This window comes from Acinetobacter sp. ANC_7654 (genome assembly GCF_056779855.1).
The window spans coordinates 19,480-34,644 of record NZ_JBWYIR010000003.1 but is presented as its reverse complement, the minus strand read 5'-3'; the positions used below and the strand labels follow the sequence as shown (position 1 = coordinate 34,644).

General features: G+C 36.3%; 13 protein-coding genes. All 13 read right to left on the bottom strand.

What is annotated here, in order from left to right; all coding sequences use genetic code 11:
* Positions 1-51 precede the first annotated feature (51 nt).
* Positions 52-1,227, bottom strand: coding sequence for an MFS transporter (locus AC1M86_RS04400; protein WP_481597092.1), 1,176 nt, complete (start codon positions 1,225-1,227; stop codon positions 52-54).
* A gap of 196 nt (positions 1,228-1,423) precedes the next feature.
* On the bottom strand, positions 1,424-1,798 hold the full coding sequence (gcvH, locus tag AC1M86_RS04395) for a glycine cleavage system protein GcvH (protein ID WP_035267502.1): 375 nt from the start codon (positions 1,796-1,798) through the stop codon (positions 1,424-1,426).
* Between the two features lie 68 nt (positions 1,799-1,866).
* Entirely contained in the window at positions 1,867-2,898 is a 1,032-nt protein-coding gene (locus AC1M86_RS04390; protein WP_179997980.1) for an AraC family transcriptional regulator, read from the bottom strand.
* A gap of 116 nt (positions 2,899-3,014) precedes the next feature.
* Positions 3,015-3,449, bottom strand: a complete 435-nt coding sequence (locus tag AC1M86_RS04385) for a MaoC family dehydratase (protein ID WP_481607333.1) — start codon at positions 3,447-3,449, stop codon at positions 3,015-3,017.
* Entirely contained in the window at positions 3,436-5,301 is a 1,866-nt protein-coding gene (locus tag AC1M86_RS04380) for an ABC transporter ATP-binding protein (RefSeq protein ID WP_481607332.1), read from the bottom strand. The genes AC1M86_RS04385 and AC1M86_RS04380 overlap by 14 nt, the downstream gene beginning before the upstream one ends.
* A gap of 30 nt (positions 5,302-5,331) precedes the next feature.
* Complete coding sequence (locus AC1M86_RS04375) at positions 5,332-6,573, bottom strand: mechanosensitive ion channel family protein (RefSeq protein ID WP_481607331.1); 1,242 nt, start codon at positions 6,571-6,573, stop codon at positions 5,332-5,334.
* 560 nt (positions 6,574-7,133) lie between these two features.
* Entirely contained in the window at positions 7,134-7,670 is a 537-nt protein-coding gene (locus AC1M86_RS04370; protein ID WP_481607330.1) for a DUF2058 domain-containing protein, read from the bottom strand.
* A 12-nt stretch (positions 7,671-7,682) separates the two neighbouring features.
* Positions 7,683-8,360, bottom strand: a complete 678-nt coding sequence (locus AC1M86_RS04365; protein ID WP_481607329.1) for a YoaK family protein — start codon at positions 8,358-8,360, stop codon at positions 7,683-7,685.
* A 34-nt stretch (positions 8,361-8,394) separates the two neighbouring features.
* The gene (sstT, locus tag AC1M86_RS04360) at positions 8,395-9,597 is read right to left on the bottom strand and encodes a serine/threonine transporter SstT (RefSeq protein WP_481590040.1); all 1,203 of its coding nucleotides are present in this window, start codon (positions 9,595-9,597) and stop codon (positions 8,395-8,397) included.
* A gap of 162 nt (positions 9,598-9,759) precedes the next feature.
* A complete protein-coding gene (locus AC1M86_RS04355) occupies positions 9,760-11,505 on the bottom strand; it encodes a SulP family inorganic anion transporter (RefSeq protein ID WP_481607328.1) in 1,746 nt (581 codons plus the stop codon).
* Positions 11,506-11,620: 115 nt separating this feature from the next.
* Positions 11,621-13,033 carry an amidase gene (locus AC1M86_RS04350; protein WP_481607327.1) on the bottom strand — a complete coding sequence of 471 codons (1,413 nt, stop codon included), beginning with the start codon at positions 13,031-13,033 and terminating at the stop codon, positions 11,621-11,623.
* Positions 13,034-13,465: 432 nt separating this feature from the next.
* Positions 13,466-13,807, bottom strand: a complete 342-nt coding sequence (locus tag AC1M86_RS04345) for a helix-turn-helix domain-containing protein (protein ID WP_481595263.1) — start codon at positions 13,805-13,807, stop codon at positions 13,466-13,468.
* A gap of 610 nt (positions 13,808-14,417) precedes the next feature.
* Complete coding sequence (locus tag AC1M86_RS04340; RefSeq protein ID WP_481595262.1) at positions 14,418-14,993, bottom strand: DUF6037 family protein; 576 nt, start codon at positions 14,991-14,993, stop codon at positions 14,418-14,420.
* Between the last annotated feature and the right edge of the window lie 172 nt (positions 14,994-15,165).

Sequence of the window (15,165 nt, the reverse complement as noted above, 5' to 3'; positions counted from 1 at the left end):
AATAAAAAAGCCTTCATCTGAAGGCTTTTTTTTGGACAAATTTTTAGCTCTCTAGAACGCTTTTACTTTAGTTTGAACAACGAAGCGGTAAAACAGCAAGCTTAATAGCGTCAATATCGCGCATAATATATATGCAATCGAATACTGATAGTGTGTGATCACAATACCTAAAATAAAAGAACCTAATGCGATGCCAATATCGTAAAAGGTGTAAAAAGTTGAACTCGCATGTCCAACACGTTCACGTGCTACAGCTTGAATGGCTTGCGTTTGGAGACATGGCTGAGCAGACCCAAAGCCTATACCAATAAAGACAGCAGATATCAATAATCCGGCAGCAGAATGAATTTGGCTTAGAATGAATAGCCCAATGCTAAAGCTCACAATCGCTGGATAGACAACGTAGGCAGGACCCTTAGAGTCATATAACTTTCCTGTGAAGGGTCTTAGAAGCATCATGGAAATTGCAAAAACAGCAAAGAATAAGCTCGCATAGGTCAATAAATTTTTTGATTCAGCATATGTCGAGATAAAAGACATGATACTTGCATAAGAAAATGAGATGAGCATCGCCATCATCGCAACAGGTAAAGCTTTAATCTCAACAAAATCATGAACACTAATTTTTGTTTTGCGCTTAACAGTTTGAAATTGTGTTTGGATCGGAATCAAAAAGCAGAACAAATAACCAATAAAAACAATTGCAGCTAAAAGTGTAGCCACTGGAATATATCCCCATGGTTGAATGAGAATCAAGCCCAACATGGGTCCTAGTACAATGGCAAGATTGACTGACATGACAAAATAGCCCATGCCTTCACCTTTACGCTGATTTGGAATGAAGTCATTGACGATTGGTATCATGGCAGTGGTCAAAATACTGAACCAAATTCCTTGTAGTAACCGAATGACCAGTAATAGGGTTAGATTATCAGCAAAGATATAAGCGAAAGAGAGCAGTACAAAAAATGACTCAGAGATATAAAGTGCTTTTTTAAGCCCAATCTTCTCGATAATGAGACCGGTAAACGGTCGTATTGCGATCGATGAAGCTAGAAACAAAGTCAGTGCAAGCCCAGCTTGGGTAATATTACCATTTAAATCATTCAGAATATAAATTGGCAATATCGTTGTCTGAGCAAAATAGAAGATGAAAATAAATAAGTTATTAATTAGACACAGAATAAAAGATTTATTCCATAGATGCTCAGCATGTATAGAAGACATAGACAACCTTGAAATATTGAACCATTAAAAGCTTCAATCTGTGCCAAATAAAATTATTTTTGGTTTTGGTCAGCAATGAAGTAGGGAGAGAAGTTGAATTAATTATAATCAAATTACATGAAAATTACAGCAAAAAGTGAGCCATTCATCCGAAAATGTATAAATAAAAAACCAGTCCGTAGACTGGTCATAAATATCACAAACCTGATTCATAATCTGTATTTGAGAGAAGTTGTTCTACATCTGCCAAATTAGATGGTTTAATTTTGTAGATCCAGCCTTTGCCATAGGGATCATCATTTACAAAATCTGGATCATCTTCTAGATTTTCATTAATTTCTACAACTACACCACTTACAGGAGCATGAATATCAGAAGCTGTTTTCACAGACTCAACTACACCCGCTTGTTCACCAGCAGTCAACTCACGACCTACTTCAGGTGCTTCTACATAGACAAGATCACCCAATGCATCTTGTGCGTGATCTGAGATCCCAGTAACAACGAGATCACCTTCAATACGTACCCATTCGTGTGTGCGAGCATATTTAAGCTCTGAAGGATGATTCATCACGACTCCTCAATTCGATTTGAAAAATTTTCTTGTGTTATACAGTGTTTTATTTAAAAACGAAAGTTCTATAAATATGGATCTTTACGCCAACTGCTTGGACTTCGACCACTCCAACGTTTAAATGCACGACTGAAATTCGCAACATCTGAATAACCGAGTTCATCTGCGATTTGTTCAAGTGAATAGTCAGTACGTGACAGTAGGGAGGTTGCATGACGATATCGAACTTCATCCACTAAGGTTGAAAAAGAAGTTCCTTCTGCAGCCAACTGACGTTTCAGTGTACGATCAGACATATGCAGGCGATCTGCCACATTTTCAATACTTAAATAGTGCTGTTCAGAATGTGTCAAAATATCGCGAACACGCATTGAAATTCGACGGCGTTCTCCAAGCTCTGATAGTTCTGCTTCACACTGATTAATTGCAATTTGACTGGCAATCGGATCTGCGTTAACCATCTTCAAGCCTAAATAACTTTTATCGAAACTGGCAAGAAAATGAGTCTGGTCAAAATGAATAATCGTTTTAGGGTGTAGACGACTGATGTATTTGTCAAAGCCTTCAGGTTTAGGAAAGTCGAAATTAATTTCGCCATACAAATCATTTATGCCTGTCAGTGCTTTTGCCATGGTAATGACACCAAAAGTCAAAGCCATGACAATTTCAGTTCTCAGCGGTTCAAGATCAATATCACATTGTAACTGCAAAGAAACTTGTTCTGTAAATGTCGAAAAATGAAATTGCAGAAAAGGCATACGCAGTTGTATAAAGCGGTTGGCTAAAATAAGTGCATCAGTAATCTCATTCGAAGTCATAATGGCATAGCCAATAAAACCATGGATAGAAATCCGCATTTGGTTACCAAGATGATAACCAAGAGAACTTTCACCTGTCATTTTGCGCGCGAGAATAATCATCTCATTCGCTACATGTAGTGGAATTCTAAATTCAGGATCGGCAAGTTGCTCGTTGGTGAATCCAAAGGGAGCGAATAGCGACTCAGCACTATAACCCCAACGAGAAACAACATCTAAAAGTAAGAGTCCGTAAACACCTGGAATGCCTAAATCTGGGCGAACTGAAACTGTTTTCATGTGCGATCCATTGCTTTACACAATTTTTTTCATAATTTTTGGTGAAAATAATACTGACATAAATTCCAGATAGAAAATACCAATTTTGTCGGACAAATCTAGTGTGAAACCGATGTTTAAGCCTTAAAAACGACAATTTTTGTGGTTGAAATCAACAAAACATCACCATGCTGATTTTTTGTTTGTGTGACATAACTCACAATTCCACGATCTAGCTTTGTTTTTGAAGGATTGATAGCAACAATTTCAACTTCCACATGCAAACGATCACCTGCACGAGCTGGTTTTGGCCATCTTAAGCTTGACTCTGAACCGATAAGCCCCTTGGCAATTGGAAAACATTCAGTCCAGAGACGCATGGTAATGGCTGAAGTTTGCCAACCACTGGCTGCGATACCTTGAAAAATAGGATGATCTTTCGCAGCCTCTTCATCAGTATGAAAGACTTGAGGGTCATATTTTTGTGCAAATTCTTTAATTTCTTCGAGTGTTAACTCATATTCACGACTTTTAAACTGATCACCCACATTTAAATCATCAAGATAAAGCATCTTCGTCTAATTCCTTGTCTTTCACTTTTTGTTCAACTAAAAATCCACCCGTTTGGCGTTGCCAAAGTTGGGCATAAATTCCATTCTGTTGGATTAGCTCATCGTGAGATCCTTGTTCTACGATGTTTCCTTGATCCAAAACAATTAATCGATCCATTTGAGCAATGGTTGAAAGTCGGTGTGCAATTGCAATTACCGTTTTACCTTCCATCAGGTCATCAAGGCTTGCCTGAATCGCAGCCTCCACTTCTGAATCGAGTGCGCTGGTTGCTTCATCTAAAATCAAAATTGGAGCATCTTTTAGGAATACCCGTGCAATTGCTATACGCTGTCTTTGCCCACCAGATAATTTTACACCACGCTCACCTACATAAGCGTCATATCCTGTCTGACCACGTAGATCTGTAAGCTGTGGAATAAACTCTTCTGCTCGAGCTTTACGGACAGCTTCATACATTTCTTCATCAGTCGCTTCAGGTCGACCATATTTAATATTCTCAGCAACACTTCGATGCAGCAAAGAAGTATCCTGCGTCACGAGAGCAATGTTTTTTCTTAAACTATCTTGGGTGACTTCATCAATCGCTTGGCCATCGATATAAATTTTACCTTGTTGGGTTTGATAAAAATGAAGTAGTAGTTGGATCAGTGTCGATTTTCCAGCACCAGACCGACCGACAATTCCAATTTTTTCACCCGGTTTAATTTCTAAATTCAAGTGATTAATAACATTTTTTTGATTATATGCAAAGCTCACATTATCAAATTTAATCGCACCAGAGTGTACCTCGAGTGGCAGTGCAGCTTCTTTGTCTTGAATTGCTATTGGTTTTGCTAGCGTGGTCATCCCATCTTGGATGGTACCAATATTTTCAAATAAGGCTGAAGTTTGCCACATCATAAAAGAAGCCATACTATTCAGCTTTAAAATCATGGCTGTCGTTGCGGCGATCACACCGATGTTAGCTTCACCAATAAACCAAAGCCAAACTGCTGTACCTAAAACGCCAAAGAATAAAATTGCGGTCAGTAGATTAATGCTAATTTCATAAGCAGTTCCCAGACGCATCTGGGTATACACCGTCTTCATAAAAAGTTGCATAGACTCTTTGGCATATTGGCTTTCACGACCAGCATGTGCAAACAATTTTACTGTTTGTATATTTGTATAAGCATCTGTCACACGACCAGTCATCACCGCGCGTGCATCAGCCTGCTTTTTTGAAATTTTTCCAAGTCGCGGGATAAAGAAGGATGCCGCGCCAATGAATAAAATCAACCATGCCATCAGGGGAATAAGGAGAAGAGGGGAGACGTTTCCTAAAACCACACTGATGGTAATAAAATAAATCACCACATAAGTAACGATATCCCCCAAAATTACCCAAAATTCACGAACTGCAAGTGAAGTTTGCATGACTTTAGCTGACAATCGACCTGCAAAATCATTGTGAAAAAAGTCTAAACCTTGAAGAAGTAATAAGTTGTGAAAACGCCAACGCAAGCGCATTGGAAAGCTACTGAATAAAATCTGATGCCTTATGATTGATTGCAAACTTGCAAAGAAAATATTAGCAAGTAGAAAACCAGACAAAATCAATAAATTTGTTTGGTTATTTTCGAGAAAATTTTCAGGCGTCGATGCGGATAACCAATCAACTAAATGACCAATTTGGGAAAAGAAAATTGCTTCAAATGAAGCTGTTGCTGCAGTAAATAACACCAGCACCAAGAGATAACGCTTAACTCCTGATGCTGCTTGCCAAACAAATGGAAAAAATTTCTTCGGCAAGGGCTGATTTAAATCTTTGGATGGATATGGATCAACGAGTTTTTCAAACCACTGCAGCATACGATCAATCTTAATTCATCTAATCAAAACTCAGTTTACTGTGTCTTGAGGGATCTTGAAATCATTCCCAGAAGGAATCTGGAATATTTTTAATCCAAACTCAGGAAGAATCGCCAAAAGATGATCGAAAATATCGGATTGGATCGCCTCATAAGCCACCCATGCTGTCGTATTTGTAAAAGCATAAATTTCTATAGGCAAACCTTGACCTGTCGGTTGTAATTGACGGACGATTAAGGACTGATTTTGTGCAATACCTGGATGATTTTTTAAATAGTATTCAATATATGCGCGGAATGTTCCCAAATTGGTTAAACGACGTTGGTTATTGACCCCATTATTTGCATATTGCTGATTAAAGTTTTTTAACTCGGTTTGTTTCTCATCTAGGTATTTTTCTAGAATCAGAAATTCTTTGAGCTTGCTGTATTCCATTGCAGATAAGAAGTGAACACTATTTTGATCGATATAGAGTGCACGTTTAATACGACGAACACCTTGCTCTTGCATACCTCGCCAGTTCTTAAAAGTATCTGTCACCAAACGATTGGTCGGAATAGTGGTATAGGTCTTATCAAAGTTTTGTACGGTCACCGTATGTAATGACATATCAATGACATCGCCATCCGCATTTAAGGTTGGCATTTCAATCCAATCACCAATCCGAACCATGTCATATGAAGAGATTTGAACTGAAGCCACTAGAGATAGAATTGTATTTTGGAAAACCAGCATGAGCACTGCTGCCATTGCCCCGAAACCTGCCAAAAGCGTGAAAACATCTTTTTTAAGAAATGTTCCTATGACCATCAGTGCACAAACAACAAAAATAATGAGTTTAACTAACTGTAAATAACCCTTAATTGGCTTATTGTGAGATTTAGGATTACGTTGATAAATAATATTAAAAATGGTGAGAAGCTGACTAATTGCCAAGGCAATGGTTAAGAAAATGAAGGCTTGTGCAAACATCTGAATCAATGTAATGACTTTTTCAGACAGGTGAGGAACCGTCACAATTCCATTCATAATCACCAATGCTGGGACAATGTTTGCAATTCTTCGAATAACGCTATGTTCCGCTAAGACATCACTATAACTAAAACGTAGTTTGCTAATAATTTTGCGAATACCACGGACGACCACTTGTTTAGCAATAAAATTTGCGATAAATGCAATGAGAATAAGAATGCTCAGAGAGGTCAACATCTCTAACCAAGGAAATTGATCTGACCATTCTTGGATTTGAGTTACAAAATTTAATCTGTCCAACTTGATCACCTCTAAATGAATTGGTATTAGCTTAATGGTTTAAGTTATTAAATTTATTAGAGTTAACGTTTATCAAACAGAATAGATTAAATTAATTACTTGAAATAAATTTTATGAACTTCTATTTTAAATAAAATTAATGTGAATTAAGTCACACTATAAAATTTCCTAGATTATCGTCATTACATTTTTAAATTATAAAGCTTATCTTGTAACCAGATTTTTTTTCATTCTCAATCTCACTGTATTCTTAACCTACACGAAAGGTCCTGAAAGAAGCATTATTGAGCTTTTTCATTTTCAGCATTTTGAAAATGAAAAAATAATATGAGAAAATCAATCCATTATTTTTTTGAGCTCCCCCAAATACCATCAATTGAAAAAAAATCGAATTAGAGAATAGAAGGCGAGCGCAGAAAATTGATAGACTCATCTCGTGATGGTTGGAAGCAGCAATATGACTTAAAGCATCTTAATCGTGAATTTATACCTGCTACACCGCAATCTGAATCACACATTAAGCGTAAAAAAAAGCCTAATAAATTAGGCTTTAGAGTAATTTACCACATTAAATCATCTGGAATAACATAAGCTGCATATGGATCTTCCTCATCTGTAATAGCTTCATTTTTCTCAGCATTATTCACAATAATAAATCCTTCGACTTTTTCATTAATCCGCTCAGATAGCGCTCTTGGTAGAACTGCATAACCGGCTTGATCTTTAGCGATGACTAATGTGCCTGCCACGAGTGCATTGTAAACTTGTTGATTAATATAAATTTTCTTGATTTTATTTTCATCAACGAACTGGTAGCTGATTTCACCATCAATATCTTTGATTTTATGTTGACCAATCATTTGCACTACTGCTGCACGTAATGCTTTTTCATCTTGCTGGCGTTTGATTTCAAGATTAAGACTCTGATCTTTTTCTAATTTTTGCTTTAAATCTTGTTCAATCTTAGCTTTAATCTCAGCTTCATTGCTTTGACCCGTGCGTTGCTCATGCACAGCTTGTTTAGAAAGTTTTTTAGCCTTTTTTTTATCGACTAAACCAGCTTTGAGCAATTGTGCTTGCAAGGCATTTTTTACCATGAGTAATACCAACTACGATTTTTGAAAATAACAATGACGGAAATATAAAATCCAATAGATCAGGGTCAGTAAAAAACTTAAACCTGCAGGAATTAAAAACGCTTCTAATTGTAAATAAGGATAGCTGAATGCCGCAACAGTACTGCCAATAATAAAACCAAATAAAATCACTAAATGCAAAATAACTTTTCTGGATTCCGTTGTAAGACCTCTTACAAAATATCCAAATGCTAAACCAAGATCGGTTAAGACACCAGAAAGGTGAGTCGTGCGAATAATGGCACCTTTATAATGACTTACCATGGCATTTTGTACACCCAACGCACAACATGCCCATAGCAGTGCATAACGAGGATAATAGGGAATAAATACCCAACAGAGCAGAATAAAAAAAGTCACTAAACTCAATGGTAGACCATATCTGCGTCCGAGTTTAAATTGACTATTCCCCAATATCAGACCGCTAAAACTAGAGCCTAAAACATAACTCAGGATAATAAGAATCAGAAAAAATACAGCTTTGAAATCATGGTCAATAATACCGATCGCAAGCAGACTTGCATTGCCTGTCATATGTGAAACTGACTGATGTAATAGAGAAATGAGACCCAAAACGTTGATCATGCCTGCATTTAATGCAAGCATGAAAGCCCCAAATTGTACCCAGTTTGGAAGGAATTGAAATGGCATATCTTTCATTCTAAAAGTTTATGCCATGAATATATTATTTTGAAGGAGCGCGATCAACCGCAGCAGTAAACAATACATCTGTAGATGAGTTGAGGGCTGTTTCAGTTGAATCTTGTAGAACACTGATCACCATACCGATGGCTACAACTTGCATAGCCACATCTGGTGAAATATTGAATAAGCCACAAGCGACAGGAATCAATAACAGTGAACCACCCGCTACACCTGAAGCACCGCAGGCAGAAACAGTAGCCACAACAGAAAGAACAAGCATTGTAGTAAAGTCAACGGAAATACCAAGTGTATTCACCGCTGCTAATGTTAATACAGTAATCGTTACTGATGCGCCCGCCATATTAATTGCAGCTCCCAACGGGATTGCTACACTCGCTGTCGATTCATTCACGCCCAAACGCTTGGCAAGATCCAAGTTCACCGGAATATTTGCTGCTGAACTACGGGTGAAAAATGCGGTGATCCCACTTTCACGTAGACATTGAATAACCAACGGATAAGGATTTGAACGCGTAACAAATGCCACCATAATTGGGTTAATTACAAGTGCAACAAAGAACATAGTCCCTAATAGAACAGACAATAATTGTGCATAACTTGCTAAGGTTTTAAGACCTGCATCTGCAAAAGTCACTGCAACAAGTCCAAAAATACCGAAAGGTGCAAAACTGATGACAAGACGAATCACGTGATTCACGGCATTCGCAGCATCCGTCAGACACTGTTTTGTGGTGTCTGTGGCATGACGAAATGCTATACCCAGTGCAACAGCCCAACCCAAAATCCCAATAAAGTTTGCTTCACTTAATGCAACGATAGGATTCGCAACAAAACTGAGTAATAAATTTTTAAGAATTTCAGTCAAGCTGCCAGGTGGTTGTAAATCAGCTTGCGCAGCGACATCTAAGAAAAGAGTGCTTGGAAATAAATTACTCACAATGACAGCAGTTAACGCAGATAAAAACATACCTACGGCATACATCATCATAATGGGTTTGATTTTCGCACTGCTGCTATCACCAACTTTAAAGTTTGCAATCGAAGAAAGGACCAAAACAAAAACAAGAATTGGTGCAACAGATTTAAGGGCTTTAATAAATAAATCACCCAGCAAGCTTAATTGTGGTGCAACTTGAGGAAAAAATATAGCCACCAAAACGCCAAGAATAATGGCGATAATGATTTTGGTGACTAAACTCAAACGTGCTAGAGCAGTGAACATAACTGAACCTAATAATGCCGAGTCTGGCTTAAAATCGGATAAATAAGTGGGGTATTCTATACTTAAAAATGATTTTAAATATAAAACTTATTCATAATAAAAATTAAGTGAATAAAATCACTGGATTTTTTTTGATAATTCTTACTTAAGAATATCAAATTCTTATGCAAAAGATGATTTATTTTCGCTGAAATGCGGGTCTAATTCATACACTGCTTGGAAATGAGTGAGGTATATTTTACCTGTCAGATGTTGTATCCAATTGGTTGAATTTAAGCGATCCATAACAGGACCTTTAACTTCGCTTAAGTGTAGTTGAATATTGAGTTTAGATAACTCAGAATTCATTTCTTCAAGAGTCTCTAAAGCTGAATAGTCAATATTACTAATACTGGAACAGTTAATGACAACATGTTGAAGCTCATCATGTTGGCTAACCTCTGAAATAATAAATTCCTTCAGGGTGTTTGCATTGAGAAAACTCAAATTTTCATCAATTCTCACCGAAACAAGCCTTTTACTGGTAATAACCTGGTGCCTTGAAATATTTCTAAAATGCTGCGTGCCTTCAACGAGACCAATCACTGCAATATGTGGACGACTAATTCTCCACAACAGCAACACAAATGTTGAAATAATACCCACCATTAAGCCTGTCGTAATATCTATACACAGCACTCCTAAAAATGTGAGTGCCATTGCTAAACCATCTGCTTTAGAATATTTCCAAGCCGCTATAAAAGGTTTAATTTCAACAAGTTTCCATATCGACACAATGATTGTTGCAGCCAATACTCCTAAAGGTAAATATTCAAATAGGCTTGTAAAATATAGACTGACCACAATAATAAGTAGCGAGGATAAAACCCCAGCCATAGGTGTTTTAGCACCAGCATCAGCATTGACCACTGTACGTGATAAGCTACCAGTGACAGGAAATGCGCCACTGATTCCAGCGCCAAAATTTGCAACACCGAGTGCAACAAGCTCTTGATTACTGTTCAAATTGCTACGTGATTGAAAAGCCGTAGCTTGCGCGATCGAAATAGATTCAACGAAACTCACCATAGCGATCATTACTGCGCCAGGAAGCAATATTTTTACCATGTCCCAAGTCCAGTACGGCATTTGAATCGGGGGTAATCCACTTGGAATTTCACCTACTGTTTTAATTCCATAGGCAGTTAAATCAAAGGACTGAACCAGTAAGATTGAAAATAGCACTAAGCATAATGGTAATGCTTTTTGTATAAATTGCATCATTTTTTGATGATTTGAAAATGCTGGAATTTTAAATAATTGTGGTAAATAAATGAGCGCTAAAATTGAAGCTAAACCCAAAGATAAGCTGGCCAAATCATATAAAGAAATGTATTGAGCCAAACTCGTAAAAAATTCGATTAAATTACTGGATTGCAATGGAATATTAAGAATAAATTTTATTTGACCTAATGCAATTAAGACAGCTGAAGCAATGATAAAACTCTTAATCACAGGATGGCTAATGAGACGAATCAAAAAACCAAATCTAAATAGCCCCAATAAAAATGAAATTATGCCAACCATTACTGCTAGCAAATAGGCAGCTTGAATATAGACTGGTGAACCCACTTCATATAATGGCTGTAATGTAGCAAAAGTCATCATGGAGATTAATGCAACTGGACCAATTGAAAGGGTAGTACTCCCTCCAATCAATGCATAAGCAATCATAGGGATAATACTGGCATATAACCCCATAATTGGAGGTAAGCCTGCAATCATGGCATATGCCATGCCTTGTGGTACAAGCATTGCAAGCACGATCACAGATGCAAGAAAATCAGATTTAAAATCTTGAGTATTGTATTTTTTTAACCATTTCCAAGCTGGGATGATTCGTTCCACAGAATGCTTCGTTAAATCCATACAAATCTCTAAATCACATTTATGTATATATTATGCATAAAAAGTGATAAACAAGCACTGAGTATTGTTGATAAGGATCATCAAGAATTTGATTAATGATCCTTAATGTATGATTTTAATCATATATTTTTTTAAAAGGTTGTATCTGTTCAAGCTGATAAGCGAGATTTATAAGTAAACGCTCTTGTCCCAAATCAGCAGAAAGCTGAATACCTATCGGTCTTGAATCTAATTTGGTCATACCCATCGGCAATGATATCGCTGGAGCACCTGCGATATTTTGAATAGGTGTGAATGCCACATAATTCCTTAAACGCTCAAATAAAACATCAAATTCGAGTTGAGGTGAAAGATATCCAATTTGAGGCGACACATGCGCTAAAACTGGCGAAAGGATGACATCATATTGCAGGAAGATTTGTTGATAGATGCGCTGGATTTGCTTTAAACGGTACAGAAATAAAGGAGTTTTATAGAAGTTTTTCTTGTACAATTTTGCAAGCCCAACTGTTAGATGATCTAACTCATTCACGTTAAAATCTTTGCCAAGTAGCGGTTTTCCAAACTGTTGAATCATAAATGATAAAAAACCCCAGTAGTGGCTGAAATCATCTACAAACGAATCTGGAATAGGAAGTGAGAATTCTTCAATATGATGACCTAAATTCCTGAGTAATTGAGCAGTAGACTCAATAGTTTGACGGGTCTCAGCATCAGTATTGGTTTGTAATGAATCATAAACAAGGCCAATCCTTAAAGGTTTGTTGGATGGATGCTGGATTAAGCCAATTTCGGGTAATTTTTTTGGCTTATATCGTTTTTCCATTTCAGCAAAGAAAAACGCGGTATCCCGCACAGAACGTGTTAAAACACCATCTGAAACAAGGTCAATTGGTAAATACTGCGAACCTTCATTTGGATACCAACGACCACGTGTCGGCTTTAAACCGATTAAACCGCAATTTGCTGCAGGAATTCGTATCGAACCACCACCATCATTTGCATGTGCAATTGGTACTACGCCTGAAGCTACTAGTGCCGCAGCTCCACCTGAAGAAGCTCCACACGAATAATCAGTATGCCAAGGATTGCGTGTGTAATCCCCAGACTTAAATTCTGTTGAAGCATTTAAGCCAAATTCAGGCATTTTGGATTTACCCAGTGCAATTAAGCCTGTATCTAACATTTGTTGAGTAATTTTAGAATTTTTGATCTTTTCCTTGGATTTGAACGATGTTGATCCTTGTTGCGTAGGAAAACCAATAAGATCCAAATTATCCTTAATAAATGTAGGGATTGCAGAAAAAATCTGATTTGGTTTAAAAGTAGGCGATTTAAGTATTTGTTCGAAGTTTTCGAATTCAATTGCATTTAGCAGAGGATTTACGAATTTTGCGCGTTCAATCGTAGCTCTTATAACTTCATCAATTGAGATGTCTTTAGATTGAATTCTGTTTGAGAGCTCAATCGCATCACTCGTACCTAATATATCATCCGTGAAAGCGTGAATTCTTTTTTGATTATCCATAATCGATTTTCTTTAAAATTGACTAAGCATATGTATACACATGAAATATTGATTTGTCGATTGACCAAAGATTGAATTAAAACGATTTCGCATAATGTATATTATGTTAAATATGATATCTAGAACAACAACCCTGAATATGGGTTTATATAATTTGTGATGGCTAAAAATTCAGTATCAAGAAATCTTAGATAAAACTCGTCTTTGAAAAAAAACTTTTGATGAAAGAATTAGATGTACTACATGCTCTGATCAAATATCACTTGAAGAATCTAAAAGCAGAAGAAGTTGTAAAATACCGAGAAGAAGTTTTGGGTAAGGAAGACTAACTACCCTTTTATTCTTAAATTTAAGACTAGAGTCCACCATTAGATAGCGTGGACTCTTTTTTTTAGACAAATAAAAAGCATCTTACGATGCTTTTTACCTAAATTATTGCTTACGTTTACGATGCCATTCAATAAATTGTTGCACCCTTGGATGTGTTAAAACATCTTGCAAATTCATAATATAGTATTTGCAATAATAAACATCTTTCCCCATTTCTGTTCGATAAGGGATTTTGTGTGCTTCAATTAACCACCCATCTTGCCTTAATTCACAAATACGGGCTGCTGAACTAACACAATCAAGCTTGTTACCCATTTGTTTATTTGTCGGCTGATCACCAGACAATAAAAACATTAAGATTTCAGCTTTATTTGTACCCAATTTCGGGAGTTTCCCGATAATTGGAGTCATTTTTGGCATATCACCAAAGTCTAAAAATTCCATAATGGAATCCTCTTATTACAGAGAGACTTTGATCACTATAGTGTCATACTCGTGAAATTAAACTAGCATTAATATAGGTAAAGCATTTCAATTCGATTTGCTTTTCGCTATAATCACGAGGCTTTTTGAATGAGCATCTCGAACGAAATTCAGCTTGACTAAATTTTGAATAAGATGTAATTCTAAACTTCAACACTTCGTTTAACGCTTTTAAGAGTGACATTTTTGATCTCCGTCTCTCACTTAAAGGTTTGTTGTGTTCTAGATTTGAATGAAAGGGAACTAGGCGGCCACCTAGTTCTTTTTCTATATCTAGTACACAGGTAACCGCTCAACCACTATATGTTGAGCATTGGGATGATTTTATTATAAAAGCTATGACAGTGGAAGTTTGTAGCGTCTAGATGTGACGCAGAGAGCGTCTAAGAGAGTATTACTGCAACCCTATACCTTGGGTCAAATTCACTTGAATATGCAGAAATAAGCGGGAATAATGAGATAAAAACATGACATTTAAGATATTTTGATTTAAATTTAACCAGTTTGCTATCTATATGCCTAAAATTATTTTTTTTGTAACAAATGATTTCCTAGTTGAATTTTATAATATTTACAATCTGAATACTGCTTCTTTTGCATATTCTTCTCGGTCAGTCCATCGACTGCTAATATTTTTCTTTCGACACCATTCATAGGCTTTATAACCCAAATACTCTCGTGTCTTTAAAAGATTTTTTTCTGTAACTTGCCCACCATCTTTGGTATTATCATTCCAACCATAAAAGTAAATTTTATCTGCATCTTCTACATCCCTTTTATATATAGCTATGTCTTGAGATGATACACGTTGTGTTTCTAAAGCAATTGCTGGAATAGCCTTATTGAACTCATTAAAAAAAGCAAATGGGGAAAACTTATTTAAAGGATCGTATTTAATACCTAAAACTTCACAAAGTTTTTTATAAGTCTCTCTAGGAAGTTTATCATTGATTAAAAAGCCATTTTGGACTTCAACAACAAAACTAAAATTTTTTATACGAACACCAAATAAGAGAATAAACGGTGATTCATCAATAAAAAAGAACACATCAAAAATTACATTATTTTTTCTAAAATTAAATTTATATCGTTGAATGCCTTGGCTTCTCATACTATTAAATAAAGGAACCAGACCATCTAATTTCATATAATAATTCTCTTTTGTCATTCTGAAGTCGCATAACTTCATTTTATGTTAAATAGGATATCTTTAACAGCGCACCAATACTAGCTAATGTCTTGTTACATTGCATAAAACAACGAATGATTAGAATTCAATTTGAAAAATTAAAAAAACTAAAACACAATCTGTAATTTTT

What these genes read in the sequence shown, in the direction of transcription:
- AC1M86_RS04400 (WP_481597092.1), bottom strand. Translation starts at nt 1,227, where the DNA reads ATGTCTTCTATACATGCTGAGCATCTATGGAATAAATCTTTTATTCTG.
- gcvH (WP_035267502.1), bottom strand. Translation starts at nt 1,798, where the DNA reads ATGAATCATCCTTCAGAGCTTAAATATGCTCGCACACACGAATGGGTA.
- AC1M86_RS04390 (WP_179997980.1), bottom strand. Translation starts at nt 2,898, where the DNA reads ATGAAAACAGTTTCAGTTCGCCCAGATTTAGGCATTCCAGGTGTTTAC.
- AC1M86_RS04385 (WP_481607333.1), bottom strand. Translation starts at nt 3,449, where the DNA reads ATGCTTTATCTTGATGATTTAAATGTGGGTGATCAGTTTAAAAGTCGT.
- AC1M86_RS04380 (WP_481607332.1), bottom strand. Translation starts at nt 5,301, where the DNA reads ATGCTGCAGTGGTTTGAAAAACTCGTTGATCCATATCCATCCAAAGAT.
- AC1M86_RS04370 (WP_481607330.1), bottom strand. Translation starts at nt 7,670, where the DNA reads ATGGTAAAAAATGCCTTGCAAGCACAATTGCTCAAAGCTGGTTTAGTC.
- AC1M86_RS04365 (WP_481607329.1), bottom strand. Translation starts at nt 8,360, where the DNA reads ATGCCATTTCAATTCCTTCCAAACTGGGTACAATTTGGGGCTTTCATG.
- sstT (WP_481590040.1), bottom strand. Translation starts at nt 9,597, where the DNA reads ATGTTCACTGCTCTAGCACGTTTGAGTTTAGTCACCAAAATCATTATC.
- AC1M86_RS04355 (WP_481607328.1), bottom strand. Translation starts at nt 11,505, where the DNA reads ATGGATTTAACGAAGCATTCTGTGGAACGAATCATCCCAGCTTGGAAA.
- AC1M86_RS04350 (WP_481607327.1), bottom strand. Translation starts at nt 13,033, where the DNA reads ATGGATAATCAAAAAAGAATTCACGCTTTCACGGATGATATATTAGGT.
- AC1M86_RS04345 (WP_481595263.1), bottom strand. Translation starts at nt 13,807, where the DNA reads ATGGAATTTTTAGACTTTGGTGATATGCCAAAAATGACTCCAATTATC.
- AC1M86_RS04340 (WP_481595262.1), bottom strand. Translation starts at nt 14,993, where the DNA reads ATGAAATTAGATGGTCTGGTTCCTTTATTTAATAGTATGAGAAGCCAA.